This window comes from Thermoanaerobacter sp. RKWS2 (assembly GCF_026240795.1).
GTDB lineage: Bacteria > Bacillota > Thermoanaerobacteria > Thermoanaerobacterales > Thermoanaerobacteraceae > Thermoanaerobacter > Thermoanaerobacter ethanolicus.
Genome location: NZ_CP110888.1, coordinates 1,209,039 through 1,234,276, shown reverse-complemented (window position 1 = coordinate 1,234,276; position 25,238 = coordinate 1,209,039). Strand labels below are relative to the sequence as shown.

Genomic DNA, 25,238 nt, shown 5'->3' with positions numbered 1-25,238 from the left:
AAGGAGCAAGTTTTAACCTAATTTTTAATTTCTCGACGCAGTATAAAAAATTCTTCTACAGGATACTTTACAGGAATTTTCACTATCATTTGAGGATGGGGAGCTACTTCAATCTCATTTCCTTCTTCATCCCACATTTTTTCAATTTGCTGCTCAAACTCTACTTTAGGACCCACAATCTCAATTTTATCTCCCACAAACATCCTATTTCTTTGCTCTACAACAGCAATTCCTGTATTGGGGTCATATTCTTTTACAATTCCTACAAAATCATGAGTCCGTATATAATTTGAAGACTCATAATTTTGAGCATCAGGACCTGGTTTGCCAAAATAAAACCCTGTGGTAAATCCTCTGTGACTTGCTTTAGAAACCTCTTCAAGAAGTTTTTTGTCAAAAACATAATCTTTTCCTTTTTCAAGGTAATCGTCAATCACCTTTCTGTAAGCCCGTGTCACTACAGCAACATAGTAGGCACTTTTGTTTCTTCCCTCAATTTTAAAACTTGTAACTCCAGCCTCAACAAGTTCTGGAATGTACTCTATCATGCATAGGTCTTTAGAATTCATAATATATGTGCCCCTTTCATCTTCGAAAATGGGCATATACTCTCCTGGCCTTTTTTCTTCTACAAGATAATATTTCCACCGGCAAGGTTGTGCACATTCACCTTTATTAGAATCTCTTCCTGTAAGGTAATTGCTTAAAAGGCACCTTCCTGAGTAAGAAATGCACATAGCCCCGTGGACAAATGCCTCTAATTCTAAAGTTTTTGGTGTCTTCTCTCTTATCTCTTTTATCTCTTTTAAAGATAGTTCCCTTGCCAAAATTATCCTTTTTGCACCTAAATTATGCCAAAACAGAGCACTTTTATAATTCACATTATTTGCTTGCGTACTTATATGAACATCTACTTCAGGAGCTACTTCTTTTACAATAGAAAAAATCCCTGGGTCAGAAAGAATAATAGCATCTATGCCAAGGTCAACAACTGATTTAATGTATTCAGGCAATCCTTCCAAATCCTCATTGTGGGGAAAGATATTTATAGTAATATATGCTTTTTTTCCACTTTTCCTCACATATTTTATTGCTTCTTTTATCTCTTCAAGAGTCAAACCAACAGAAGCCCTTAAACTATAATGTTTCCCTCCAAAATATACCGCATCTGCTCCGTAATTTATAGCTATTTTTAATCTTTCCAAATCTCCAACTGGTGCCAAAAGCTCTAACATGATTATTCCTCCTTAAAGCTTACCGCTAATCCGTCTCCTAAAGGCAAAATTACCGTGTACAAAGTTTTATCTTGATATAATATTTCTATAAATTCTCTCATTCTGTACACAATAGTTCTTCTCTTATGTTTTACATTTTTCTCATTTACAACATATCCCTTATACAAAATATTGTCCCACAAGATTACGCCCTCTTTGCTTAAAAGTCTTTTCAGTTCTTTGTAAAATTCTATATATTGCCCTTTCGCCGCATCTACAAAAATCAAATCGTACATCTTGGTTAAATTTGGAAGAACTTGCTGTGCTTCTCCACAAATAAGTTCGATTCTATCTTCTACTTTTGCTTTCTTAAAATTTTCTTTAGCTATTTCAGCCAAATTTATATCCCTTTCAATAGTGACTACACTAACTTCTGAATAAGCTTTTGCCATTATTATAGTAGAATAGCCAATAGCAGTACCTATCTCTAATATATTGTTAGGCTTTTTTAGCTTCACAATAAAACTTAAAAAATCAGCGACCTCCGGTTTTGCAATAGGGATATAATTTTCGTAGGCATATTTCTCCATCTCATCTAAAGGATATCCAAATTTATGAGCTATCCATCTTATAAATTTTATATCATTTCGAGTTATTTCCATAACTCAACCCTTTCATTTAGTATTATTATTTTCATTTGCTTCAATTTCTTTCTGAGCTTTTAAATGGTCTTCATAAGTTATACTGAAAATATGAGACCCATCTTTCTTTGCAACATAATAGTAAAAGTCATGCTTAGCTGGAAAAAGAGCTGCTTTAATAGATTTAAGTCCAGGATTACAAATGGGACCTATAGGAAGTCCATAGTGTTGGTAGGTATTGTAAGGGGAATCTACCTCCAAATCTTTGTACAAAAGCTTATCCTTGTGTTCCCCTAATGCGTATTGTACAGTAGCATCTATTTGTAGTTTCATATGTTTTTTCAAACGGTTGTATATAACACCTGCAATTAGAGGTCTGTCCTTATCTACCACAGCCTCTTTTTCTATCAGAGAAGCTATTATCACAATTTGATCTGGTGTCATTCCTACATATTTTGCATTATCCTTTATAGTACTATTATAAACTTGTTGAAACCTTTTAAGCATAATATTTATTATTTCTTTTTCGCCAGCCTCTATAGGTATTTGATAAGTATCGGGAAAAAGATACCCTTCTAATCTACTTGGTCTATCTTTAGGTATGTCTTTTAAAAAATCGTAGTTAAAAGTATCTTTTTGTGCAACTTCTAAAAATTTATCTTTATTTACTAAGCCTAATTGCGATAACTTATTGGCTATATCCTTAACAGAATAACCTTCCGGAATTGTCACTTTTATTGTATCCTTTTGTGCTTTACCTGCAAATATTTTTTCTATTATTTGATCAGTAGTCATGTTAGGGCTTAAAAGATATTTTCCTGCTTGTAATTTTCCATCAGCACCTAAAACTTTTGCTCTCCATATAAAAAACCACTCATTCTTAATTAAATTATTCTCCTTTAACACCTTAGCTATTTGCACGGTAGAATACCCTTTTGGAATATTTATAATCTTTTGAGGCACATCACTTTTTGTAGTTACTGGTTGAAAAAAGCTTTGATAGTATACAAAAGCAGAGAAAAACAAAAAAATTATAGTCGTTATTACCACAGCAAATCTACTTTTTCTTTTGTATTCGACATTATTCATTACATTTCTCTCCCTTGGGTAGGTATACCTAAATTATATAATTAATTAAAAATAAAAACAAGTAAGCCTTCCGCTTACCTGTTTTTATAAAGAATACTTATCTTTTAATCTTTTGTATACTGCAATCACTACATACCCAAATACACCTGTCACAATAGCTTCACTTAAAGCGATATATAAAGCTACAAGATAATAGGGCATTTTCGTGAAATAACTTACCCATATTGAAACAATAAGGGCATTTAATATTATAGGAGGCAATATACCTTTGTAAAAGATATTAGTTTTTGATGAAAGGTACGCAGCAAGTAATGTCACTAAACTTCCACCCAAAATATCGAGAAGTCCAAAAGGACTTCCTATATTGGCTAATAAACATCCTATAAAAACCCCCATATTGCTGCCGGCTCTACCATGGGTAATACAACTAAAGATTCAGATATTCTAAATTGAATAGGGCCATAAGAAACACTGCCCAAAAGAATAGTAACAACAAAGTAAATGGCTGCAATGGCTCCTGCTTTTACAATGTACTTAGTATCTATTCTTTTCATCTACTTCATCTCCATCGGTTCCATGATTATTTTTAGTATATCATCCATTATCTTGCCAAGAGTGTATTCTAAAGACAAGTACGAACTTAACTCTGGATTAAGATTTAATATCTCCCATAGCTTTTCTAACACTTCTTTTTCTTTAGGATCCACTTTTTCACCTGACAACTCTTTAGCTTGAATCTCTAATTGCTTTTTTCTAAAATCCTCTAACATTTTCTTATTTTGCTCATTTTCATTTATTTTTTGATACGCCTCTTTAAAAGCTTTGTATTCTGGCAACTGTCTTATGGCATTAGCCAGTTCATAAGCTTTGTCGTAGACGTTCATATTTAAGAGCCTCCTGGTTAAATTTCCATTATGATTGGCAATATCATAGGATTTCTCTTAGTTTTTTCATATAAGAAGCTGCTTAAATTGTCTTTTATCATTGATTTTATAGTAGCCCATTCGCTAACTTCCTCTTTCTCACACTTTGATAACACATCTCTGACAATATTTTTGGATTCCTCCATTAAATCCTCTGATTCTCTCACATATACAAATCCTCTGGAAATTATGTCGGGACCCGCTATAATTCCTCCAGTCTCTTTAGAAATAGTAACCACCACTACTAACAAGCCATCTTGAGCCAAATGTTTTCTATCTCTTAAAACGATATTCCCTACATCTCCAACTCCCAAGCCATCTACCAACACTTTCCCTGCTGTTACTGTTCCCGCAATCCTTCCAGAATTTTTTGTAAACTCTAATACTGTCCCATTATCTACTACAAAGATATTTTGTGGAGGCATTCCTAAAGTCTCTGCAAGCTTAGCATGCTGAACTAAATGTCTGTATTCTCCATGAACAGGAATGAAAAATTTAGGTTTTATTAATGTATGAAGTAGCTTAATCTCTTCTTGACAGGCGTGACCCGATACGTGAATATCTGCCAATGCTTCATAAATTACATTGGCACCTTTTTTAAATAATTGGTTGATGACGCGAGAAATAAGTTTTTCATTTCCCGGAATAGCAGAAGCAGAAATTATCACTGTATCTCCCGGTACAATCTCTACTTTTTTATGCTCAGAAGAAGCCATTCTGGTAAGAGCTGACATAGGTTCCCCTTGGCTGCCTGTCGTTATAATGACAACTTTATCATGAGGCAATTTATTGGCTTCATCAATATCAATCAAAAGGCCATCAGGAACAATTAAATAGCCTAATTCCATCGCTACATTAACTACATTTAACATGCTTCTGCCTGAAATAGCAACCTTTCTTCCATACTTGTGCGCAGAATCTATAATTTGTTGAACTCTGTGGATGTTAGAAGCAAAAGTTGCCACTATGATTCGTTGTTCTGCTTTTCTAAATATACTGTCAAAAGTCTCTCCCACTGTCCTTTCTGACATGGTATAACCCGGTCTTTCAATATTGGTACTATCACATAGCATTACTAGTACCCCTTTTTCCCCTAACTGGGCAAAGCGGTGTAAGTCTGGTATTTCTCCCCCTATAGGGGTAAAGTCTACTTTGAAATCCCCCGAGTGGAAAACCGTCCCAACAGGAGTATGAATAGCTAAAGCCGCAGAATCTGCAATGCTATGAGAGGTTCTTATAAACTCCACTTTAAACTGACCAATTTCGACAATCTCTCTTGGCTTCACCGTTATCAATTTACTATCTTTTAAAATACCATGCTCTTTTAACTTATATTCTACTAAACCTATAGTCAGACGAGTCCCATATACAGGAACATTAAGTTGCTTTAAGACATATGGTAAAGCTCCAATATGGTCTTCATGACCATGTGTTAAAACAATTGCCTTAACCTTTTCCCTATTTTTCAATAAATAAGTAATGTCGGGAATGACCAAATCTATTCCCAACATTTCATCATCTGGAAAAGCGAGACCGCAATCCACAACTATTATGTCGTTTCCGAATTCAAAAACAGTCATGTTTTTGCCGATCTCATTTAACCCGCCCAAAGGAATGATTTTAAGTTTTGCCTTGTGTGCCAAATACTTATCTCCTTTCATTAGATATTTTTAGCTTTAATTTTATTTTCCCCCAAAAACCCAAAAAAACTTACCCGTACCTTACACCAGTTAATATAAATTATACTTTATTTGAAAAAATACTTCAACCCTATTAATGTAAATTATTTCTTAAACAAAATCCAAAATCTCACTATAAGTTTAATTATACCTGCTCCTACATTTGCTACAATAACCAAAAAATTTCACATTATGATCTATTATTTCAAAATCTTTAGTCTCTTCTATTGCCTCTTCTAAATTCTCCAAAAGGTCTCCTTCCATTTCTATAACTGCTCCGCATTTTAAACAAATCAAATGATGATGCTGATGGTTTTCATTATGATATAGCTCGTATCTATTTCGACCATCGTCAAAATTTAATTTATAGACAATACCTAATTCCTCAAATAACTGAAGGGTCCTATAAACTGTAGCAAGCCCTATTTCAGGATATTTTAGCCTTACAAGGTCATATATTTCCTCAGAGGAAAGATGTTTATCCCTATTTTCCATAATGACGTCCAATATCACACGCCTTTGAGTTGTCAACTTATATCCCTTATCTTTTAATTTTTCTTTAAATTTTTCAATTTCATTCATCTAAATCACCGCCAAATAATATCAACTAATATTAGTTTATGATATTCATTTTCAATTGTCAAATATTTTTTTCGATTTTTTAGTAAATATCAAATTTTATAGTGGACAGAGATATTTCAATTGAGAATCCAATTTCCATTTTACATAGAAATTAAATTTTGTGGGTATATAAAATTAAGATATACCAAAACGGTATATCTTAATTAATTTCATTCTAATTTTAATTTACTCTTCATCGTCAAAATCTTCATCATCATAATATTCTTCATACTCTTCCATCAGCTCATTGTATGCTTCGACAGCATCATTGAACTCATCTTCGTCTTCAATCCCTACAAAAATATCATTGCCATTTTCATCTTGTTCCACTCTCAGGATGTAAGCATCTTCTCCATCACCATCGACAGGGACCACAACTGCATACCTGGTATCGTCAAGGTCAAATGATGCTACAAGTTCGAAGTCTACTTCATGGCCGTGCTCGTCGATTAGCTGAATGATTTCTGGTTCCATACTATTTCACCTCAATTCTACTTCAAGATAATGTAATTGTATAACATACCAAAAAGACTGTCAAGTTTTTAATAAAAATTTATTTATTTATTTTTTTGTGAATCTAAGTAGTTCTGAAGTATAAGAACTGCAGCCAGCTTATCAATTACTACTTTTCTCTTTGCCCTACTTATATCAGCTTTTTCTATTAAAACCCTTTGTGCTTCTACTGTAGTAAGCCTTTCATCCCACAAGATTATTGGTATACTAAAAGCTTCCTTCAAGTGTTCAACAAATCTCATAACTTTTTGTCCCTGTGGCCCCAAAGTGCCATTCATATTCTTAGGCAATCCTACAATTATCATTCCCACTTCATATTCATTTATTATTTGTTTTATTCTCTCAAAATCTTTTTTGTTACTACTTCTTTTAATAGTAGTAAGTCCCTGTGCAATTGTGCCTGATAAGTCACTTATAGCTACCCCGATTGTTTTATCCCCCACATCTAAACCCATAATCCTCAAAGAAACCTCTCCATTCTAAAATTGCCTCACACAAAGTGAGGCAATTTCATTTTTCTTATTTTTGGGAAGACAAATACTCTCTCAAAAGTTCTTCTACTAATTCATCTCTTTCAATTTTTCTTATCAAATTTCTCGCATTTTTATGGCTGGTTATATAAGTAGGGTCCCCAGACAATATATAACCTACTATTTGATTAATTGGATTATAACCTTTTTCAGAAAGTGCTTCATACACTGCTGTCAATATCTCTTTAACAGTTTTTCTATCAGTTGTAACGTGATACCTCAGAGTCTGTTCGTTTTTATCTACCATAATATATCACCTCTAGATACATTTAACTACCATCAACTTTATAATAACCTATATTTACTTGGCTAGTCAAGCTTTTCTCAATTTTTTAACTGTTCTTTTACAATATCTATCGCTTTGTTTAACGCTTCATCTACCTTAGATAGATTTTTGCCTGTTCCTTGAGCCATGTCTGGTCTTCCACCGCCATTTCCTTCAGATACTTTGCACACCTCTTTAATAATAGCTCCCATGTTTATCCCTTTTTGAACAACATCTTTAGTAGCCATACCGACAAATATAGCTTTTTCTGGGGTAGAAGATGCTAATACTACTGCAGCAATTTTTAATTTATCTTTTAAAATATCTCCTAATGCCTTCAAAGCCTCACTATCATAATCTTCAACCTTTGAAACCACTACTTTTATACCATCTAATGAAATAGCAGAATTGATTAAACTATCAGCCAAAATAGAAGCCATTTTTATTTTTAATTGTTCTATCTCTTTATCTTTTGTCTTTAAAACTTGCTGCAAACTCTCAATTTTTGAAATTATCTCTTTATCTTGGACTTTTAATAAATCAGAAGCCTCTTTTAATATTTCTTCTTTCTCTCCTAAATATTTTATTGCAGCAAGTCCTGTTAAAGCTTCAATTCTTCTTAAACCTGCACCAACTGCACTTTCAGATACAATCTTAAAAATCCCTATTTCGTTAGTATTTTTAACATGAGTTCCACCGCAAAGTTCCATGCTGTAATCATCAATTTTTACAACCCTTACTTTATCCCCATACTTTTCTGTAAATAACGCAACAGCCCCTTCTTTCACTGCCTCATCATAAGTTTTTTCTTCAATATGCACATTTAAACTTTGGTATATCTTTTCATTAACCCTATTTTCTATTTGCTTTAGCTCTTCTTTAGTCACAGCTTGATAATGTGAAAAATCAAATCTTAATCGATCATCAGCCACAAGAGAACCAGCTTGATGAACATGGTCGCCTAAAATCTCCTTTAGGGCTTTATGAAGAAGATGAGTTGCAGTGTGGTTTCTTGCAGCATTCCTTCGACTTACCACATCAATTTGAGCTTTTACTTCATCTCCTACTGAAATTAAACCTCTTTCAATTGTTCCAGTGTGTATAAACTTATCTCCTATTTTTTTACAGTCATTTACTTTTATCAAAGCATTTTCATTCTCTAGAACTCCCTTGTCTCCTATCTGCCCACCACTTTCAGCATAGAAAGGAGTAACATCTAATATGATACTCACATCATCTCCAGCTTCTGCTTCCTCAACAAGCTCTTCATCTTTTACAATAGCTAAAACTTTTGAATCGCTTTCATAAGTATCATATCCCACAAATTTTGTTTTAATATCTCCTAAAGTAGAATATATGTCTTGTTCCCACAAACTATTATCTTCTTTTCTGCTGCTTCTCGCTCTTATCCTTTGTTTCTCCAACTCCTTTGTATATCCTTCTTCATCAACAGTAATGCCAGCTTCTTGCAAAATTTCTTTTGTTAAATCCAATGGGAACCCATAGGTATCGTATAGTTTAAAAGCTTTAGAACCTTCTAATACGGTTTTTCCTTGTACTTTTAGTTCGCTTATATAATCTTGTAAAATTGTAAGTCCTTGGTCTATTGTCTCCTTAAATCTTTCTTCTTCCAGTTTGATTATTCGCTTTATATAGTCCTTTCTCTCAATTATTTCAGGATATGCCTCTCCATAATTTTCTATGACTGAATCAACCACTTTATACAAGAAGGTATCGTTTATCCCCAGCAATTTACCGTGCCTTGCAGCCCTTCTTAAAAGCCTTCTCAAAACATAGCCTCTTCCTTCATTAGAAGGCAGGATTCCATCTGATATCATGAAAGTTATCCCTCTTATATGGTCAGTGATAACTCTCAAAGACACATCTTTTTCTGCATCTTTTCCATATTCTACTTCCGCAATCTTAGACACAAAATTAGTAATGCCTCTTATTACGTCTACATCAAATATGCTGTCGACTCCCTGCATTATTGTGGCTATCCTCTCAAGTCCCATGCCTGTATCAATATTTGGATTTGGCAACCTGTGATAATTTCCTCGTTCGTCTTTATTAAACTGGGTAAAAACTAAATTCCAGAATTCAATAAACCTATCGCAATCACAGCCAACTCCACAAGTAGGCTTCCCACAGCCTTTTTCTTCACCTCTGTCAAAATAAATCTCTGAAGAGGGGCCACAAGGTCCTGTGCCAATCTCCCAGAAATTATCTTCTTTCCCCATCCTCACAATTCTTTCAGGAGGTAACCCAACTATTTTATTCCAAATCTCAAATGCTTCATCGTCTTCCTCATAAATTGATACCCATAACCTGTCAACTGGCAACTTCAAAATTTCTGTTACAAATTCCCAGGCCCACGGAATAGCTTCTTTTTTGAAATAATCACCAAAAGAAAAGTTACCCAACATTTCAAAAAAAGTACCGTGACGTGCTGTTTTACCCACTCTTTCAATATCCGGTGTCCTTATACATCTTTGGCAAGTAGTTACTCGTTTGCTGGGGGGAGTTTCTTTTCCTGTAAAATAGGGTTTTAAAGGAGCCATTCCAGAATTAATTAATAATAAACTTTTATCATTTTTAGGAATTAGAGAAAAACTTGGTAGTCTCAGGTGCCCTTTGCTTTCAAAAAAGCTTAAAAATTTTTCTCTAATTTCGTTCATCCCGAGTTTTTCCATAAAAATCCTCCTTTTTGATACAATAAAAACCGTCCCAAATTTGGGGACGGGCTTTTACCCGCTCTTTTTTGAGTATATTATACAAGATTGAATATAACAAGTCAATAACTGGTTTATTTCTCAATAAAAATTTCTGTTACAATAACTTTCCCTATTGCTACAACAGGCACAGATAATAAAAGCCCCCAGACGCCAAAAAGTTCCTCTCCTGCAATCAATGAAAAAATCACTGTAATAGGATGAAGCCCTACACTGTCGCTAATTATTTTAGGTGTTATAAAGGCATTTTCTATCTGTTGCACTAAAAGACACACAAGTAAAGCCCAAAAGCCTTTAGATAAAGAATCAAGGAGCCCTATTAAAACAGCAGGAATAATTGACAAGATAGGCCCTATGTAGGGAATTATATTTAATATTCCTGCCAATATTCCTATTAAAAAAGCATATTTAACTTTAATTAGAGAAAGGCCTATACTTGTAAAAATAGCAACAAAGATAGAAAGATATATTTGTGCTCTTATGTATTTACTTAAAATTTTGTCTATTTTTTTTAAAAGAGCAAAAAAACTATCATGATATTTGGAGGGAATCATTCTTTCAATTTCTTTTTCAAATACATTTTTATCTTTTAAAAGATAAAAAGTAATAATCGGTACAATTATCACGTCTATAATATCTTTTAATATTGCAACAGTAGATTTAAAAACCAAATCGACACGAGAGGCAAAAAGATTATTTAGGGCATTCAAATTTTTATCTAAAACTTTTTCAAATTGAGGTGGCAAATAAGAAAAATAGTTAAATTTTAGTTGAATCAAAATTTTTTGTAGTTCTTCAGTATAGAAAGGTATCATTTTCACAAAAATAACTATTTCATTTATCAACAAAGGGAGAATGTAAAAAGAAAAAAATAGTATTACCAAAGCAACAATTAAAAACACTAGAAGAATAGACAAAAAAGTAGAAAAGCCCTTTGAATTAAAAAATTTTACCATTGGATTTAATAAATAGGCTATTAAAGCGGAAACAAAAAAAGGGGAAAGTATATTTTTAATACTCACCCAATTCTTTATAAAAAAATACAATAAGCCTATGGCACCAATGATTAAAAAAAGTAGATACACTTTTTTAACTTGCATTTTATCACCTGAAAAATCTATCTAATTTTTATTTTGTTCATTGTACGCCATATTTTTGTCATATTTTTTTCTATCATATCTTTATAACGTCTATATTTTCTCATATCTATTTTGGGAATTATATATGCAGCAGCTACTATTCCTGCCAAAAATCCCTTTATATATTTGTCTCTATTCATAAAAGCCCTCCTTTGAAATCTAAAAAAGTTTCTGCTTTTTATAGATTTCCCTCTTTAAAATAAAAAATGCACACTTTTTGTGTGCACTATCTCACCTTTTTTCAATTATTCCTCCTCCTACTACTACATCTTTATCGTAGAAGACAACTGATTGTCCTGGAGTTATAGCTCTTTGAGGTTTTAAAAATTTTACTAATACTTTATCTTCTTCATATGGCTTTATTATAGCCTCTTCTTCTTTAGCTGTGTAGCGTATTTTTGCAGTTACCTTCATTTCCCTTTTAAGTTTTTCAATGGAAATAAAATTGTTATTTGAGGATATTAGCTCCTCTCCCCACACATCTTCTTGATGTCCAACAACAACCACATTGTTTTTCACATCTATATCCACGACGTATAAAGGTCTATCAGAAGATAAACCCAATCCTCTTCTCTGACCAATTGTATAGTGTATTATTCCTTTATGATACCCTAAAAATTTACCGTGAACATCTCTAAATTCTCCTGGCTTTATTTCATCTTTAACTTGCCTTTTTATAAATCCGCTGTAATCATTATCTGGGATAAAACAAATTTCTTGACTCTCTGGCTTTTTAGCAACAGGTAGCTTTAACTCCTCTGCCAAAGCTCTTATTTCTTCTTTTTTGTAATTTCCTAAAGGGAAAAGAGCATGTTCTAACTGCTTCTGTGTCAAACGATATAAGACATAGCTTTGATCCTTAGAAGAATCTATACCTTTTTTTAATAAATATCTTTTTGTTTTTTCATCATAGTCTTTTCTGACATAATGGCCTGTAGCAATGTAATAAGCTCCCAACTCAAATGCTTTCTCTAGAAGCTCTCCAAATTTTATTTGCCTATTACACAATACACAAGGATTAGGAGTCCTTCCTTTTAAATATTCATTGATAAAATAATTTACTATTTTATCATAAAAGACTTCACTAAAATCAACTGTGTAATGAGGTACTCCCAACATCTCTGCAACTTTTTTTGCATCTTGTGTAGCTCTTAAAGAACAACAGCTCTTATCGCTATCAAAAGCTTTAGCTTCATGGTCTACCCATACTTTCATTGTAAGGCCTATAACATCAAATCCTTCTTTTTTAAAAGATATGCAGCTACAGAGCTATCTACTCCTCCACTCATTCCAATTGCTACTCTATTGTTTATCTCCATATTATATATAAAATCCTCCCTTAAAAGTCCTAAAATTATTATTTCCCTAAATGTAATACATAAAAGCACTTTTTTGATTTAATCGCCTGTAATCATCCACCATATCCTGTAAAGTAATAGAGTCTATCACTTTATTTATACTGTCTCTTATTCTTTCCATCACCAACTTCGTCGGACAACCTCCTGCTCTGCTGCACTCAAAAGGAGTATCTTCCAAAACGCAATCTGCAGGAGCCAGTGATCCTTCCAATGTTCTTATCACATCTCCAACGGTTATCTTATCAGGAGGAGCTGCTAGCATATATCCTCCCTGTGCTCCTCTGACACTTTTCACAAGGTCAGCTTTTCTAAGAATTGCTATAAGCTGTTCTAAATAATGCTCAGAAAGTCCCTCATTTTCTGCTATAGTTTTTAAAGAAATCGGGCCCTCCCCGTAGTAAAGAGCTAATTCAAACATAGCTTGTATCCCATATCGACCTTTTGTAGATAGTTTCACGATTATCCACCCCTGAATTCCTACTATTTTACCCGGATTTCAACAAAAAGAATACCACTTAAAAAAGTGGTTGTCAACACTTAATTTTCTATAGATAGTGTCAAGATACTGTAGGATATTTTTTTAAAGACAACCCCTGAAATTGCTTAAATCAAGGTTTCCATTATTATGTGTTTTTTATATCACTCTTTCATATTTTATTGCTTTTAAAATTCTATATATTGGTGTTACTTTGCCCATGTTTAATACTGTAATATTGTTTATTTGTTCTTTTGTATACGTTTTAGCTCTCTTTACTGCCTCTTTTATTTGCTTCTTTGTTAATTTATAACCTTCATTGTTGTTTTTGCGCTTTTTACGCCATTCTACTTCTCTTAAATTGCCTCCATTTTTCTTAAATACTCTTAATTTCGCCATTAGCTTTAATCCTTCTCTACTCCATCCTAATGGGTTCCTGCTTAACCTGTCTGAAAATACATGGCTTATATGCCCTTCTGCACTGCACCCTATTGCATCCTCATCTTCTTTGTATATTTTTATCCCTTCCCAGTTGTTTAATATGTATTTCTTTACTTCCCTTATTTTCTTCTTCTCTTGCTCTGTTTGTGCTATTTTTGATAGTTCATTAAATGCTTCTTTTAATTCTTTTTCATTCCCTTCATTTATTGCTCTCCATATCCTATCTCTATATCTTGGCTCTTTCGATGTTGCCATGAGTATGTATTTGTTTAAATGATACCTGTCTAATACAAATCTTGATTTTGGTATCCACTCTATCCCTTCTTTTATCCATCTTGCTCCATCACCTGCTATGTATATCTTCTCTATTTTTTCTTCTTTGTAATTGTCATTTATGTAATTTGCTACGTCTATCCATATGTCTTCTGGCTTTTGTCCTACATATGCTTTGTAATGGACATTCTTTAGCTCAGACCTACCGTTCTTTGTCTCTTTGCCTTCATGTATGTATACAAGTCGTGGCATTTCTTTTCCCCCGTCTTGTAAGGATACGTGGTCTTCATCTGCTTCTATGTATAATACTTTTATTTCTTTCTTTTCTTCTACTTCTTTTTTTATTTCTACTTCTCCTATCTCTCTTATTGCATTTAATACTGTCTGTCTACTTAATTCTACTGGGCTTGCTTCTTTACTGCTTTTTTCATAGGATTCTTCTGTCGCTTTTTCTACTATCTTTACTTTTACTCCTTCTTCTATCCTCTCATGCCTACCTATCCCTAATGCGTCATCTGTTAAGTAGGTGTATCTCCCATCTTCTTTTGATTTGTAATATGTCCTTTTATATTTTATTTCTCCTACTGTCGTTATTAAAGTCTTTTCATCTTCCCTTTCTACTACCCATTTCTCTTTCCTTCTCTTGTCTTCTTTTATTATCTTATCTAATTCTTCTATAATTGCTACCATTGTTTCTATACCTAATTTGTCTACCATTTCTCTAACTTTTAATGAAAGTTCTGTTATATCCATCCCTTCTTCTAATAACTTTTTAAAAATTTCTATCACATTATTGATGTAATTACATGCATTTTGTAGTATAATATCTTCAAACTTAATTTTTTTCACAAGAGACACCCCTTTCATGTTTTTTTGGTTTTCCACAATCTATTTTATCACAGGGGTTGTCTCTTGTTTTTTTATCATCTAAAAATCCTACGATAATTTTACACTATGTTTTCTATAATTCTTTTGCTTTATCTTGCAAAGAACCCGGCATTATTTGCATTAGTTCTATTCTATTTCCATCAGGGTCTTCTATCCAATATTGATAATTTCCATCTGCCCCCATCATAGGCTGCCCCTTTATTCAATGAATTGTCCCTCCGCCACTTTTAGATATACAAGCATTAATTCTCCATTTTCATGGTTTAACCTAAATGCTTCTTTTAGACCTAATTTTTTACAATAAAACTCTATGCTTCTGTCAATATCTGTGACTTTGTAGGCTACATGCCCTAAACCTATTATCATTTTAAAACCCTCCTAAAAAATATTATTCCTCACTCTATTATAGCAATCCCTTCAAATTTTTCATAATGCAAAAAGAGGCGCATTTTTTACGCCTCTTCAATGACTTTTTCTACATATTCAGATGTAGAGCAGGATAAAATCCCTCCATATCTCAGCTTGAACTTTATTATATCTCCTACCTTATACGGATATTGGGAATTTGTAACATTAACAATTAAATGGTCACTGCTTGAACCTATTAATTCAATAGAACTGTCCATAGGAATTAGGTCATTCATATTGACATCCTGTTTTCCTACAGCCAAAATTGCCCTTTTCATTATCCCTCTATCCACATATACTTGTCTTTCTCCAAAAGCGTCCATTCCTAATATACCTCGTGGATAAGAAGGTTTTTCTTTTAATTCGACTATCTGTGCTTCTAAAGTAAATACATCGTCATAAGTATGGGGAATTCTGTCTCCAAAAGCCGTTTCCCTACCTAAGACAATAGCTTCTCCTATTCTAAGTTGCGTTATTCCTCTTGGTATGAGACCATTTTGAACTAAGTACAGACTGCTTGAGTTTCCTCCTGAGACTATATCTAAATTCAAGTTGAATTTTTTGTTGATAGAATTTTTTATTTCCACAAGCTCTTCTAATATATCTGGCGTAGGAATAACCGAACCATAACAAGTTAAATTAGTACCTATTCCCCTTAATCTTATACCTTCTAGTTTTACTATTTGTTCTACTATTGGAATAACATCCTCTTTCAATACGCCTCTCTCAAATCCCCTAAGTCTACCATTAGGATTATTTCATGAATTTTCCTTTGTTTTTTTGCCTCTTCCGATAGGCTTTTTATTGTATCTATTTCTGAGTTTAGGCTTATATCTGCATATTTTATAACTTCTTCCACTTCACTTTTCATGGGAATTCGAAGAAGCATTTTAGGTACCGGTATATGTTGTAATTTTTTTAAATTTTTAATTCGAGAATCTCCTAAGATTTCCACTCCACCCTTTACCATCGTCTGTGCTACTTCTGGAATAGCACAAAAAACTTTTGTAACACCTACTACCTTTATATTTCTCTTTTCACACAAATTAACGATAGTTTGCGTATTTTTTCGAAGTTTTTCTAAGTTTATTCTCAACAAGGGATACACTTAATCTCCCCCATTTCTAAATACATAAGCTATTTTTGATTAATTTCAAAGCTTCGTCAGGATATTTCTTAGACAAAACACCACAAGCCGCCATGATATAATCTCTGTCAATTAAAACTTTTGCCGATGAAGGAGGATAAAGCTCTTTTCCACTTCCTCCATCATTTATATTTTCTAATAATTTTTCTCCTCCTTCAAGTCTTGAAAATATTCCACCGGTACCCATTATCCATTTAACATTTGTCAAATCTCTTCCTTCCACATAAAAGGTTCTTCCTGTAGGTCCAAAATAACTGCTTAATTTACCTGCGTGACGCTTTACTGCCACTTCTAATGCCTTGCTTGCAAGATACAACACAAATTCTTTTTCTTCTTCTTTTTGGGGTACTGGCTTTATATTGTTTATTAGTTCATCTGCATTACTGAATTTTTTATATATATCCTCTCCGCACAAATCAAATAAATTTCTTGAATTAACAAAAACCCCTAAATCCCCCTCTACTGTGCGTTTAGCCAAAGGCTCTGGATTTACAGTTATTTTTTGTATTTCATCGCTTCCTTCAGTAACAGAATGAACATCTGTAGTAGCTCCACCTATATCGACTGCCATCAAATCACCTATGTCATTGTAAAGAAGTATAGCACATTCCATGACAGCACCTGGCGTTGGGATTATATTTCCTGTCACCAATTCTTTTACTTTACTCATACCTGGCGCTGTTACAATATGCTTTTCAAAAACTTTCTGAATCATTTTTCTTGTCGGTTCTACATTTAAATTATCAATTGATGGATAAACATTGTCTACAATGTATACTTCCTGACCGGCTTCTTGAAAAATGTGGGAAATTTCTTCTCTATTTTCTATGTTGCCTGCATAAATTACTGGCACATTCAACTTTAATTCCGCCAATTTTTCTCCATTATAAAGAGCAGTTTCTCTATCTCCGTAATCCACTCCACCTGCTAAAAGTATTATGTTTGGTTTTATTTGTTTTATTTTTTCTAAATCCGTTCTTCTCAGTTTTCCTGCTGTTATAAGTTTTATATTGGCTCCTGCCCCAAGGGCAGCCTCTTTAGCTGCCCTTACAGTCATGTCGTAGACTAAGCCATGTACAGTCATTTTGAGGCCACCAGCAGCACTGCTACAAGCAAGCATCTCACTATATACAAAATCTCCAATTTTATCTTTTAAATTCTCAATAGCCCCCACAAGACCAATATTCACATCCCCATCTAAGACTGTGGTAGGAGCCATCCCCTGACCTATAAAAACAGGATCACTGCCCAGAACAAAAGCATTTACAGTTGTCGTAGTACTTCCAATCTCGGCTACAAGTATGTCAATTGTTTTCCTCATTTTCCTTTTCCCTTCTTTTTTTAACTAAAAAACTTGCCACTTGATTTCCTTTTGTACCTCTTCCAAATCCTGCATCAAAGCCAACACTTTTAGCAAGGTCGTTTGTAATTTGCGTACCTCCACCTACTAAAATTACTTTATCCCTTATTCCCTTTTCTACACAGAGGTCGTGAATTTTTTTCATATTCTTTATATGGACATCATCATGGGTTATTATAGTGCTAGCTAAAATAGCATCAGCATTTTCCTCTATAGCTGCATCAACTAACTTTTCTACAGGACAAGAAGTACCAAGGTAAGTAAATTTTATGCCGTATTTTTCAATTCCACCGTGTTTTATGTCCAAAATCTCTCTTAAGCCCACAGAATGTTCATCATTTCCTACAGTTGCAGCAACCACCTTCATAGGCTTTCTCTTAATATCTTCTTCTATTTCCTCATCTGAAAGTATTTCCTCTTCCGGCGGTATTTCTAATTCATTTTTGTCAATAGAAAATTGAACACGCCCTCTTACTTCCACGTACGTTCCCTCTGCAGGATGCATTGGAAGTTTACCTAAAACGACTACATCAGTAAGCCCCAGCTTTTCTGCGTATTTAATAGCCGCGTATTCAGCAGTCCTTTCATTTACAGGCAAAAATAGGTTCATGCTTATTATGCCGTCTCCTGCCCATTCAACTTCTGGCTTTATTTTATCTCCTTTTCTGTACTCAACAGTTTCTTTCAATCTATTTTCTACATTGTCATTCTCATCTAATTCGTCTATATAATGGATTTTCTCATGCTTGCAAAGAGTACATCCATCTATTAAATCGCAAGGTTTATTAAGCCCTTCTGGCAAATTGTTATATCCAAAGTGAGAGCATACTGGTGCAATATAGTCTTTATCTCTTTTGTAAACAGTACCGGCGCCAATACCGCCATTTATAGTTCTTACAATGCCATCTCCATTTCTCTCTGGATAATAGCCTGAATCCACAAAGAAACCTTCTTCTACTGCCTTAAAGTATCCCCCAACTTCTAAAATTTCCTCCATAAAGAGAATAGCTCTCATTTTTAATTCTCTGACTTTTTTCCCTAACTCCCCATCAAAATTGAGTTTTACCATCTCTTTTAGACCGTCCATGCCGATAAGGGCTTGTTTAGCAGTGTTTATCGCGTTGATATTGTTGTAATGCCATGGGACATTTCTTCCCTCATCAGGAGTAATAGTACTTTGTATATCTGCTGAGGTCAATCGAGATATTAAAAGGTTAAGCACATGTGTTACAGTTGCTTCTCTCATATCGTGTTCGATATACTTTGTGTTCATTTGCGCTCTCATTTTATAATCTTTAAAAAGCTGCCTCAAAGCTACTGCATACGGCAAATCCAAACGTATGGAAGGAGTTGGTGGAGCATTTGGTGGCACTGTAGATAAGGCTATGTTTTCTGGTTTCATTCCTACTTTTCTCGAATAAAGTGTATTTATAGCGTGCTGAACTAAAAGTTCAGGCATAACTTTCCATCCATATTTTGCTGTTGCATTGGCATTGTGAGCACCATCAATTTGAAGTATATTAGCATCTGCCATTATTTTCTTAGCAACTGCTGCATCTACAAAAGACCTTACCATGTTTATATTTCTATAAAGGACATTGTACTGAGGGTCTTGATGGGCACCATTTACCCCTTCTTCAGCGAACATAACAGCTACTTCAGGACCGGCTATCCCACTTACATAAGAGTGAAAGTTTATAGGCCTACCGACCTCATCTTCAATTAAATCCAATGCTTTTCTCGTCGCTCTTATTTGTTTTCTCGAAATAGGAACTCCTCCTACACCTTCAGGTGTTCCTTCAATGAGTCCATCAAAATGGCTTTGTCCTAACGTTCTAATAACCATTATGTGGTCTGCTCCATGCCATGCTGCCATTCTCATGCGCCTTATATCATCTTCAAACCTTCCTGAAGCTATTTCTGTGGTTATCACACAATCTGGCTGAGGGTCAATGTTTCCAAAGTGTTTTGCAGCAGGTAAAGGAATACTGTTTTTAAGTGGTTTTGAAACCTGATAATACTCAAAATCGCCAATTTTGTGTTTACCTACATCCTCTCTCCAGTGCCATCCTCTTCTCCTAGGCACATATTTGTCCAAATCCTTTAAAATTTCTTCAATATCTATTTTTTTATCCTTTTCAAGCTTCATTTTTACTAGCCTCCCTTGCTATATCATCAAGCACCTCCAGGTACTCTCCATTAGCTATGGATTTTCCGACAGTGAGGTAATCCTTTTTAACCCTTTCTGCAACTTTCAACACAATATTTCCTGCTCCTTTTGGCAAAAGCCCTCTTTCCTCAATTCTGTTTACAATCTCCTTTGCCTCAATACTAGAAAAACCCATTCGTAAAAGCACAGAACGCTCAATAGATGGAGATGTGTGATAATATGCCAACTCTATCAAAGGATCTACAATTTTTTCTGCCAATTTCCAGAAATATGCGTCTAATTCTTCATCTGTCATGTGCTTTAAGTGTTTGCTTCTTGTTTCAAAATCATCTTCTCGTCTCATACTAACCCTCCATTCTGTAATTCTGAAATTACTTCTTTCACAAATTCTTCACTGGACTTAGTATCTTCTGCTAAAAACTTGATGTCCTCCTCTTTAGGCATTATTCCAAAATGTTGGACACAGTTTTTAATATAGGATTTTTTCAAATTTGAAAGATTGACTTCTCTTGCCTTTATCATAGAAGGATGTTCAGGCAAAATTATATTTTGTCCTGGTATCTCATCATCAGGATTTCCTACTAGAATTTTTATGCCGTTTTGCATAGCAAAAGTAAGCTGAGCCGTTGGATTTTTACCTGCCCCTGTATATTCTGTCTCCTGCACCACTATTATCTGGTCATTTTCCATTTGCTGTGCCAAACTGAAAGCTGCCGCTAAAGAGGTATTTCCCGCTGGTCCTCTTTCTAAACCTTCTAATTGAGCTAAAAGCTCTGTCATGTAAAAGACTTCCCCTTGCTTGACAAGGTAATACCCATCCATGTACCTTAAAGGCCTTGCAGCATTTCGAGGCACATCTGCTCTATCCGGCCAAGTCGCAAAAGGAATTCCAAATCCTGTATGTCCCGTCGTAAAAGACTTTCTATTAAAATCTTTATCTGAGGCCATGTGAAGTCCTGTCAAATCAACACTTGCTCCGTACACCTTTGTATGACTAGCTCCTGCTTTTATAAGTCCTCTCGTAGTACCTGTCAAATTGCCTCCACCGGCATGGGTGGCCACAACAACATCAGGAAATTTGCCAGTCCTCTCTTTTACTTGCTGAGCTATTTCATATCCCAATGTTTCAATACCAGCAACTCCAAAAGGAGTGTACAAAGAAGCATTAAAATATCCCGTCTCTTCTAATAGCATCAAGTTTACATAAAATAATTCCGGTCCAACAGTTAATTGTATCACTTCTGCACCAAATGTTTCACATTTTCTTCCTTTTTCCAATATTTCTGGCTGCCCTATGCCTCTGCTATCATAAGCTTCTTGGACGACAATGCATTTTAAACCTTTCATGGCAGCTTGTGAAGCCACTGCTGCTCCGTAATTACCACTAGTAGCAGCTATGACTCCCTTATATCCCTTTTGTTTTGCGTGATATATAGAAACACTAGCCCGCCTTTCTTTAAAGCTTCCTGAAGGGTTACAAGCTTCATCTTTTATAAAAATTCTGGCAGCTTTTCCAGTTGATGAAACTTTTCTCGCTAATTCTGTTAAATTTTTAAGCTCTATAAGTGGAGTATCCCCTACATTTGCTTCTCTTTGTATTTTAATAATCTCTTCTAATGTATAGCCTGTTTCCTTCATCATTCTTTCATAGTCAAAAGCAATTCCACCTGATTCAAATCTCTCATAATCTATTCCTAAAGATTTTTTCATTATTTCGTTTTTCCTTGCCATTACTTCCTTATACCTACTCATTCTCTTCACCGCCATACAATATCTCTCTTGCTTTTATACCTGCTTTTATAAGCTCAGGAATTGGATTGCCAAAATCGTGAATATGTCGGGGATTTACTTCTACTAAAACTCCTTCCACTATTCGGCCTGTAAAAGTCTTAATTTTGACTGTGTCGCCAATCTCTCCATCTTGTAAAAGTAAACCTTTAACCCACATTGTCAAGGGAGTCTCTTTTGTATCTTGAGGTATATTTTCAGCTCTTTCCTCTGGTTCTAAAATTACCTGTTTAATTTTTACCCAATCGCCTTTTTGAGCCATTTTATCTCCTCCTGATCATATCTCTTGCATCACCCATAATAGCTCTAGGTACCGGCAAATCTAACATTGTAACAAGACCCGGCTCTGCGTTTATGACATGAGGTATCATATTGACACAAAGAGCAATAGTACCTAGACCTCCAGGTATCTCAGGCTTTATAGACAACTTTATATTTGGAGTTCCTTTAATCTCAATATAGTCTCCAGTCTCTACTCCTTCTTTTTGAGGTAATATCTGTTGCGGATGTTCCAATTCTATTTTTACCTCTCCATCTACCTTTCCATACCCTATGTGGCGACATCCAGCAACGTAACCCGGCTCAACTCTTGCATAAGGGGTCTCTCTATAAGTTTTAGAAACTATAGGCTCTCTTGTCTGCTCAATACCTGAAAGTTTCCACCCTAAAGCATCACAAATCATCGAAATAGACTCAGGAAATCCTATATGCCCTGCAACAGTCCCGTTTTTTACGCCTTCTTCAAATTCCTCAGGAGTGAGGCCCACCCCTTGTTCTTCCATAACAGCTTTTCCAAAAGGAGATAAGTCATTAATTCTTGCTGCTTTAATGGAATCAACATCTACGCAAACTCCCGTCAGTGCAATGATTAAATAGTCTAATACAAATCCCGGATTTATTCCTGTACCTAAGACAGATACGCCATTTTCTCTTGCAAGTCTGTCAATTTCTTTGGCTAATTCTAGATGTTGTGCAGAAGGATACGCCATCTCCTCAGCAGTTGTAATGACATTGATGCCATTTTCTACCGCCAATTTAATGAGTGGGAAAACCTTTTCTACATAGGAGGATGTAGCAATAACCGCTATATCAGCACTTCCTTTTTTTATAATATCTTGAGGTTCAGAAGTGATGTAAACAGGTTTAGAATTTGTCCCTAAAATTTCATTCAAATCCTTTCCTCTTTTATTTGGATCTGTATCAATTGCTCCAACTATTTCCATTCCTTTTTTAAAAAGTATCATCTTAGCAATACCACTTCCCATTGCACCAAGTCCCCATACAACCACTTTTATGTTTTCCATTCTATCACCTCTAAGAATTTTCTCTATATCTATATTGTATACATTTACTTAAGCTAAATAAAAGCTTTCCCATTCCTTAAAAACCGAAGAAAACCCAATATTAAATTGGGTTTTCTTCGGTTTGCGAGAGTATGCCTTAGTATGTTTCGATTTTCTTAATTTTTTGGAAAATTAAACAATTCTTTTCATATTTATTCAAGGAATAAAATTAAAAATCCTGCATAATGCAGGATTTTTAATTGTTTAAATGCTTTTCTATAAACTTTACAAAGTCTGCTTTAGGTCTTGCTCCTATTATTTTATCTACCATCTTGCCATTTTTGAAAAGTCCTATTGTAGGTATGCTCATTATTCTAAATTGCATTGCCAGCTCATTTTCTTCGTCTACATTAACTTTTCCTACTTTAATCTTTCCTTTATACTCTTTTGCTAGTTCATCTATTATGGGAGCAACTAATCTACAAGGTGCACACCATTCAGCCCAAAAGTCTATCAATACTGGTACATCAGAGTTTACAACTTCTTCTTCGAAATTATCGTATGTAATTTCTACCTCGTCAGATTCTTCTGATTGTGTAGCACCACCATTGAGATGTTTTTCTATAAACTTTACAAAGTCTGCTTTAGGTCTTGCTCCTATTATCTTATCTACCATTTTACCATTTTTGAAAAGCCCAATTGTTGGTATACTCATTATTCTAAATTTCATCGCCAATTCATTTTCTTCATCAACATTAATTTTACCTACTTTGATTTTTCCTTCATATTCTTTCGCCAATTCGTCAATTATTGGAGCCACCATTCTACAAGGCATACACCACTCAGCCCAAAAGTCTATTAAGACTGGTACATCTGAATTTACAACTTCTTGTTCAAAATTTTCAAGTGTAATAACTAATTCTGCCATAAAACCACTCCTATACTTTTATTTCAATTTTATTTTTATACAAAGCAATTGCTTTATACATTTATTATAAAACAAATTGCTCACAAAACCTAACTTTTAAAATCACTTCATAAATTTTATAAATGTCTCAACTAGTTCATCTATCATGTCATCTTGCTTTTCAGTACACATTGCTCCCTTTACACAGCTAGTAGTATAGCTTTTAAGAAGAATTTTGCCAACGCTGTTTATTGCAGACCTAACAGCAGCCACTTGTACCAGTACATCTACACAATAGGCGTCATTTTCAATCATTTTTTGTATGCCTTTTACTTGTCCTTCAATTTTTCTTAATCTTCTCAACAAATCCTCTTTGCTATCTTGGTACATATTATACCTCCCAACCCCATTGGGGTATCCAATGAATAGTATAAAAGTTTTTCACAGATATGTCAATAGCTTTTTGTTATTTTTTTAATAAATCCTTTACTACCTCTGCCGCTAAAATTAAGCCTGCTACAGAGGGAACAAAAGAAATACTGCCGGGTACCGATTTTGAAGAAGTTACAGTTTCCTCGCTTTGATAGAAATTTTTTAAAGGCTCTTCTTTAGAGTATACCACTTTTAAAGATTTAATACCTCTTTTTTTAAGTTCTCTTCTAACTATTTTTGCCAGAGGGCATACACTTGTCTTGTATATATCCGTTACTTCAAATTTTGTAGGGTCTAATTTATTTCCTGCCCCCATACTGCTTACTATAGGAATATTTAACGAAATGCATTTTTCTATCAAATCTATTTTAGAAGGTACTCTGTCAATTGCATCAATCACATAGTCATACTCTTTAGACAAAAGCCTATCGCTATTTTCGCTAGAGTAAAACTCTTTAAAAATAATAACCTGGGCTTGAGGATTTATTTCCAATATCCTATCTTTCATCACTTCTACCTTTGGCTTGCCTATTGTATGAGTAGTAGCATGTATCTGTCTATTTATGTTTGTGACACACACGTTGTCCCCGTCTATCAAAACCAATTTACCAACTCCTGCTCTTACTAAAGCTTCAACAGCAAAAGAGCCTACTCCTCCTATTCCAAAAACAGCAACAGTACTGTTTTTAAGTTTTAAAAGCCCTTCTTTCCCTATTAAAAGCTCTGTTCGTGAAAAAATGTCCACACTCTTCCCTCCATAAAAAAAACCCCATAGTGCCGTGCCTCCCGGTAGTTTTTGAACCCGGACTCACAAAGTGGGTGCCCTCTTGGCAGCTTCATATTTCCGTTCGAAGACGGCCTATATTCCACTGCCAAAGCCCAGGCTCCCTTATTATTGGTGTTGGCTCAAACTTTCACCGGACCTCACGTACACCACAGGGCTTTTCAGCTTTATTCATCTT

Annotated in this window: 23 protein-coding genes, 1 other RNA gene and 5 pseudogenes; all 29 read right to left on the bottom strand. The window is 34.5% G+C overall.

Annotation, left to right across the window (positions count from 1 at the left end; genetic code table 11):
- Nucleotides 1-17: 17 nt before the first annotated feature.
- The 29 genes and pseudogenes from OEI98_RS06300 to ssrS all read right to left on the bottom strand — a co-directional run bounded on the left by OEI98_RS06300 (nt 18) and on the right by ssrS (nt 25,221).
- Entirely contained in the window at nt 18-1,235 is a 1,218-nt protein-coding gene (locus OEI98_RS06300; protein ID WP_266040285.1) for a peptidase U32 family protein, read from the bottom strand.
- Between the two features lie 2 nt (nt 1,236-1,237).
- A complete protein-coding gene (locus tag OEI98_RS06295) occupies nt 1,238-1,876 on the bottom strand; it encodes an O-methyltransferase (RefSeq protein WP_004396464.1) in 639 nt (212 codons plus the stop codon).
- Between the two features lie 12 nt (nt 1,877-1,888).
- Nucleotides 1,889-2,944 carry an endolytic transglycosylase MltG gene (gene mltG, locus OEI98_RS06290; protein ID WP_074591876.1) on the bottom strand — a complete coding sequence of 352 codons (1,056 nt, stop codon included), beginning with the start codon at nt 2,942-2,944 and terminating at the stop codon, nt 1,889-1,891.
- An 84-nt stretch (nt 2,945-3,028) separates the two neighbouring features.
- Nucleotides 3,029-3,498, bottom strand: a pseudogene (locus OEI98_RS06285) (QueT transporter family protein).
- Nucleotides 3,499-3,828: a YlbF family regulator gene (locus tag OEI98_RS06280; protein ID WP_003869801.1), complete on the bottom strand. Its 330-nt coding sequence runs from the start codon at nt 3,826-3,828 to the stop codon at nt 3,499-3,501.
- A 17-nt stretch (nt 3,829-3,845) separates the two neighbouring features.
- Entirely contained in the window at nt 3,846-5,528 is a 1,683-nt protein-coding gene (locus OEI98_RS06275; protein ID WP_019907639.1) for a ribonuclease J, read from the bottom strand.
- 159 nt (nt 5,529-5,687) lie between these two features.
- Nucleotides 5,688-6,128 (bottom strand): Fur family transcriptional regulator, encoded by a 441-nt coding sequence (locus OEI98_RS06270; protein ID WP_003869799.1) that lies wholly within the window; start codon nt 6,126-6,128, stop codon nt 5,688-5,690.
- A gap of 225 nt (nt 6,129-6,353) precedes the next feature.
- Nucleotides 6,354-6,641: a DUF1292 domain-containing protein gene (locus OEI98_RS06265; RefSeq protein WP_003869798.1), complete on the bottom strand. Its 288-nt coding sequence runs from the start codon at nt 6,639-6,641 to the stop codon at nt 6,354-6,356.
- A gap of 83 nt (nt 6,642-6,724) precedes the next feature.
- Nucleotides 6,725-7,144: a Holliday junction resolvase RuvX gene (gene ruvX / locus OEI98_RS06260; protein WP_004396474.1), complete on the bottom strand. Its 420-nt coding sequence runs from the start codon at nt 7,142-7,144 to the stop codon at nt 6,725-6,727.
- Nucleotides 7,145-7,199: 55 nt separating this feature from the next.
- The gene (locus tag OEI98_RS06255; RefSeq protein ID WP_003869796.1) at nt 7,200-7,457 is read right to left on the bottom strand and encodes an IreB family regulatory phosphoprotein; all 258 of its coding nucleotides are present in this window, start codon (nt 7,455-7,457) and stop codon (nt 7,200-7,202) included.
- A gap of 77 nt (nt 7,458-7,534) precedes the next feature.
- Nucleotides 7,535-10,168: an alanine--tRNA ligase gene (gene alaS, locus OEI98_RS06250; RefSeq protein WP_266040278.1), complete on the bottom strand. Its 2,634-nt coding sequence runs from the start codon at nt 10,166-10,168 to the stop codon at nt 7,535-7,537.
- A 113-nt stretch (nt 10,169-10,281) separates the two neighbouring features.
- A complete protein-coding gene (locus OEI98_RS06245) occupies nt 10,282-11,307 on the bottom strand; it encodes an AI-2E family transporter (RefSeq protein ID WP_004396485.1) in 1,026 nt (341 codons plus the stop codon).
- 17 nt (nt 11,308-11,324) lie between these two features.
- Nucleotides 11,325-11,486: a hypothetical protein gene (locus OEI98_RS06240; protein WP_003869793.1), complete on the bottom strand. Its 162-nt coding sequence runs from the start codon at nt 11,484-11,486 to the stop codon at nt 11,325-11,327.
- A 91-nt stretch (nt 11,487-11,577) separates the two neighbouring features.
- A pseudogene (gene mnmA, locus OEI98_RS06235) lies at nt 11,578-12,665 on the bottom strand (tRNA 2-thiouridine(34) synthase MnmA).
- A gap of 46 nt (nt 12,666-12,711) precedes the next feature.
- On the bottom strand, nt 12,712-13,161 hold the full coding sequence (locus OEI98_RS06230; RefSeq protein WP_003868830.1) for an RrF2 family transcriptional regulator: 450 nt from the start codon (nt 13,159-13,161) through the stop codon (nt 12,712-12,714).
- A 177-nt stretch (nt 13,162-13,338) separates the two neighbouring features.
- Complete coding sequence (locus tag OEI98_RS06225) at nt 13,339-14,760, bottom strand: ISLre2-like element ISTet1 family transposase (protein WP_003869387.1); 1,422 nt, start codon at nt 14,758-14,760, stop codon at nt 13,339-13,341.
- Between the two features lie 94 nt (nt 14,761-14,854).
- Nucleotides 14,855-15,147 (bottom strand): annotated as a pseudogene (locus OEI98_RS15285) (VOC family protein).
- Between the two features lie 86 nt (nt 15,148-15,233).
- Nucleotides 15,234-16,297 (bottom strand): annotated as a pseudogene (gene orr / locus OEI98_RS15280) (ornithine racemase Orr).
- A 16-nt stretch (nt 16,298-16,313) separates the two neighbouring features.
- Nucleotides 16,314-17,657, bottom strand: a complete 1,344-nt coding sequence (locus tag OEI98_RS06200; protein WP_266040264.1) for a GlmL-related ornithine degradation protein — start codon at nt 17,655-17,657, stop codon at nt 16,314-16,316.
- On the bottom strand, nt 17,641-19,845 hold the full coding sequence (gene oraE, locus OEI98_RS06195; protein ID WP_266040262.1) for a D-ornithine 4,5-aminomutase subunit OraE: 2,205 nt from the start codon (nt 19,843-19,845) through the stop codon (nt 17,641-17,643). Before oraE ends, OEI98_RS06200 begins: the two co-directional genes overlap by 17 nt.
- On the bottom strand, nt 19,835-20,209 hold the full coding sequence (locus OEI98_RS06190) for an ornithine aminomutase subunit alpha (protein ID WP_266040260.1): 375 nt from the start codon (nt 20,207-20,209) through the stop codon (nt 19,835-19,837). The genes oraE and OEI98_RS06190 overlap by 11 nt, the downstream gene beginning before the upstream one ends.
- Nucleotides 20,206-21,618 (bottom strand): 2-amino-4-oxopentanoate thiolase subunit OrtB, encoded by a 1,413-nt coding sequence (gene ortB / locus OEI98_RS06185; RefSeq protein ID WP_266040257.1) that lies wholly within the window; start codon nt 21,616-21,618, stop codon nt 20,206-20,208. The genes OEI98_RS06190 and ortB overlap by 4 nt, the downstream gene beginning before the upstream one ends.
- The gene (gene ortA, locus OEI98_RS06180; RefSeq protein WP_004396513.1) at nt 21,611-21,916 is read right to left on the bottom strand and encodes a 2-amino-4-oxopentanoate thiolase subunit OrtA; all 306 of its coding nucleotides are present in this window, start codon (nt 21,914-21,916) and stop codon (nt 21,611-21,613) included. Before ortA ends, ortB begins: the two co-directional genes overlap by 8 nt.
- Nucleotide 21,917: 1 nt before the next feature.
- A complete protein-coding gene (gene ord, locus OEI98_RS06175) occupies nt 21,918-22,958 on the bottom strand; it encodes a 2,4-diaminopentanoate dehydrogenase (RefSeq protein ID WP_266040254.1) in 1,041 nt (346 codons plus the stop codon).
- A gap of 235 nt (nt 22,959-23,193) precedes the next feature.
- Entirely contained in the window at nt 23,194-23,562 is a 369-nt protein-coding gene (trxA, locus tag OEI98_RS06170; protein ID WP_049753480.1) for a thioredoxin, read from the bottom strand.
- Nucleotides 23,548-23,865, bottom strand: a pseudogene (gene trxA, locus OEI98_RS06165) (thioredoxin); the annotation flags it as partial. The pseudogene trxA (OEI98_RS06165) and the gene trxA (OEI98_RS06170), both read right to left, overlap by 15 nt.
- A gap of 102 nt (nt 23,866-23,967) precedes the next feature.
- On the bottom strand, nt 23,968-24,234 hold the full coding sequence (locus OEI98_RS06160) for a metal-sensitive transcriptional regulator (protein ID WP_003869782.1): 267 nt from the start codon (nt 24,232-24,234) through the stop codon (nt 23,968-23,970).
- A 76-nt stretch (nt 24,235-24,310) separates the two neighbouring features.
- Nucleotides 24,311-25,021 (bottom strand): ThiF family adenylyltransferase, encoded by a 711-nt coding sequence (locus OEI98_RS06155; protein WP_004396521.1) that lies wholly within the window; start codon nt 25,019-25,021, stop codon nt 24,311-24,313.
- 17 nt (nt 25,022-25,038) lie between these two features.
- Nucleotides 25,039-25,221: non-coding RNA, 6S RNA (gene ssrS, locus OEI98_RS06150), on the bottom strand.
- Nucleotides 25,222-25,238: the final 17 nt, after the last annotated feature.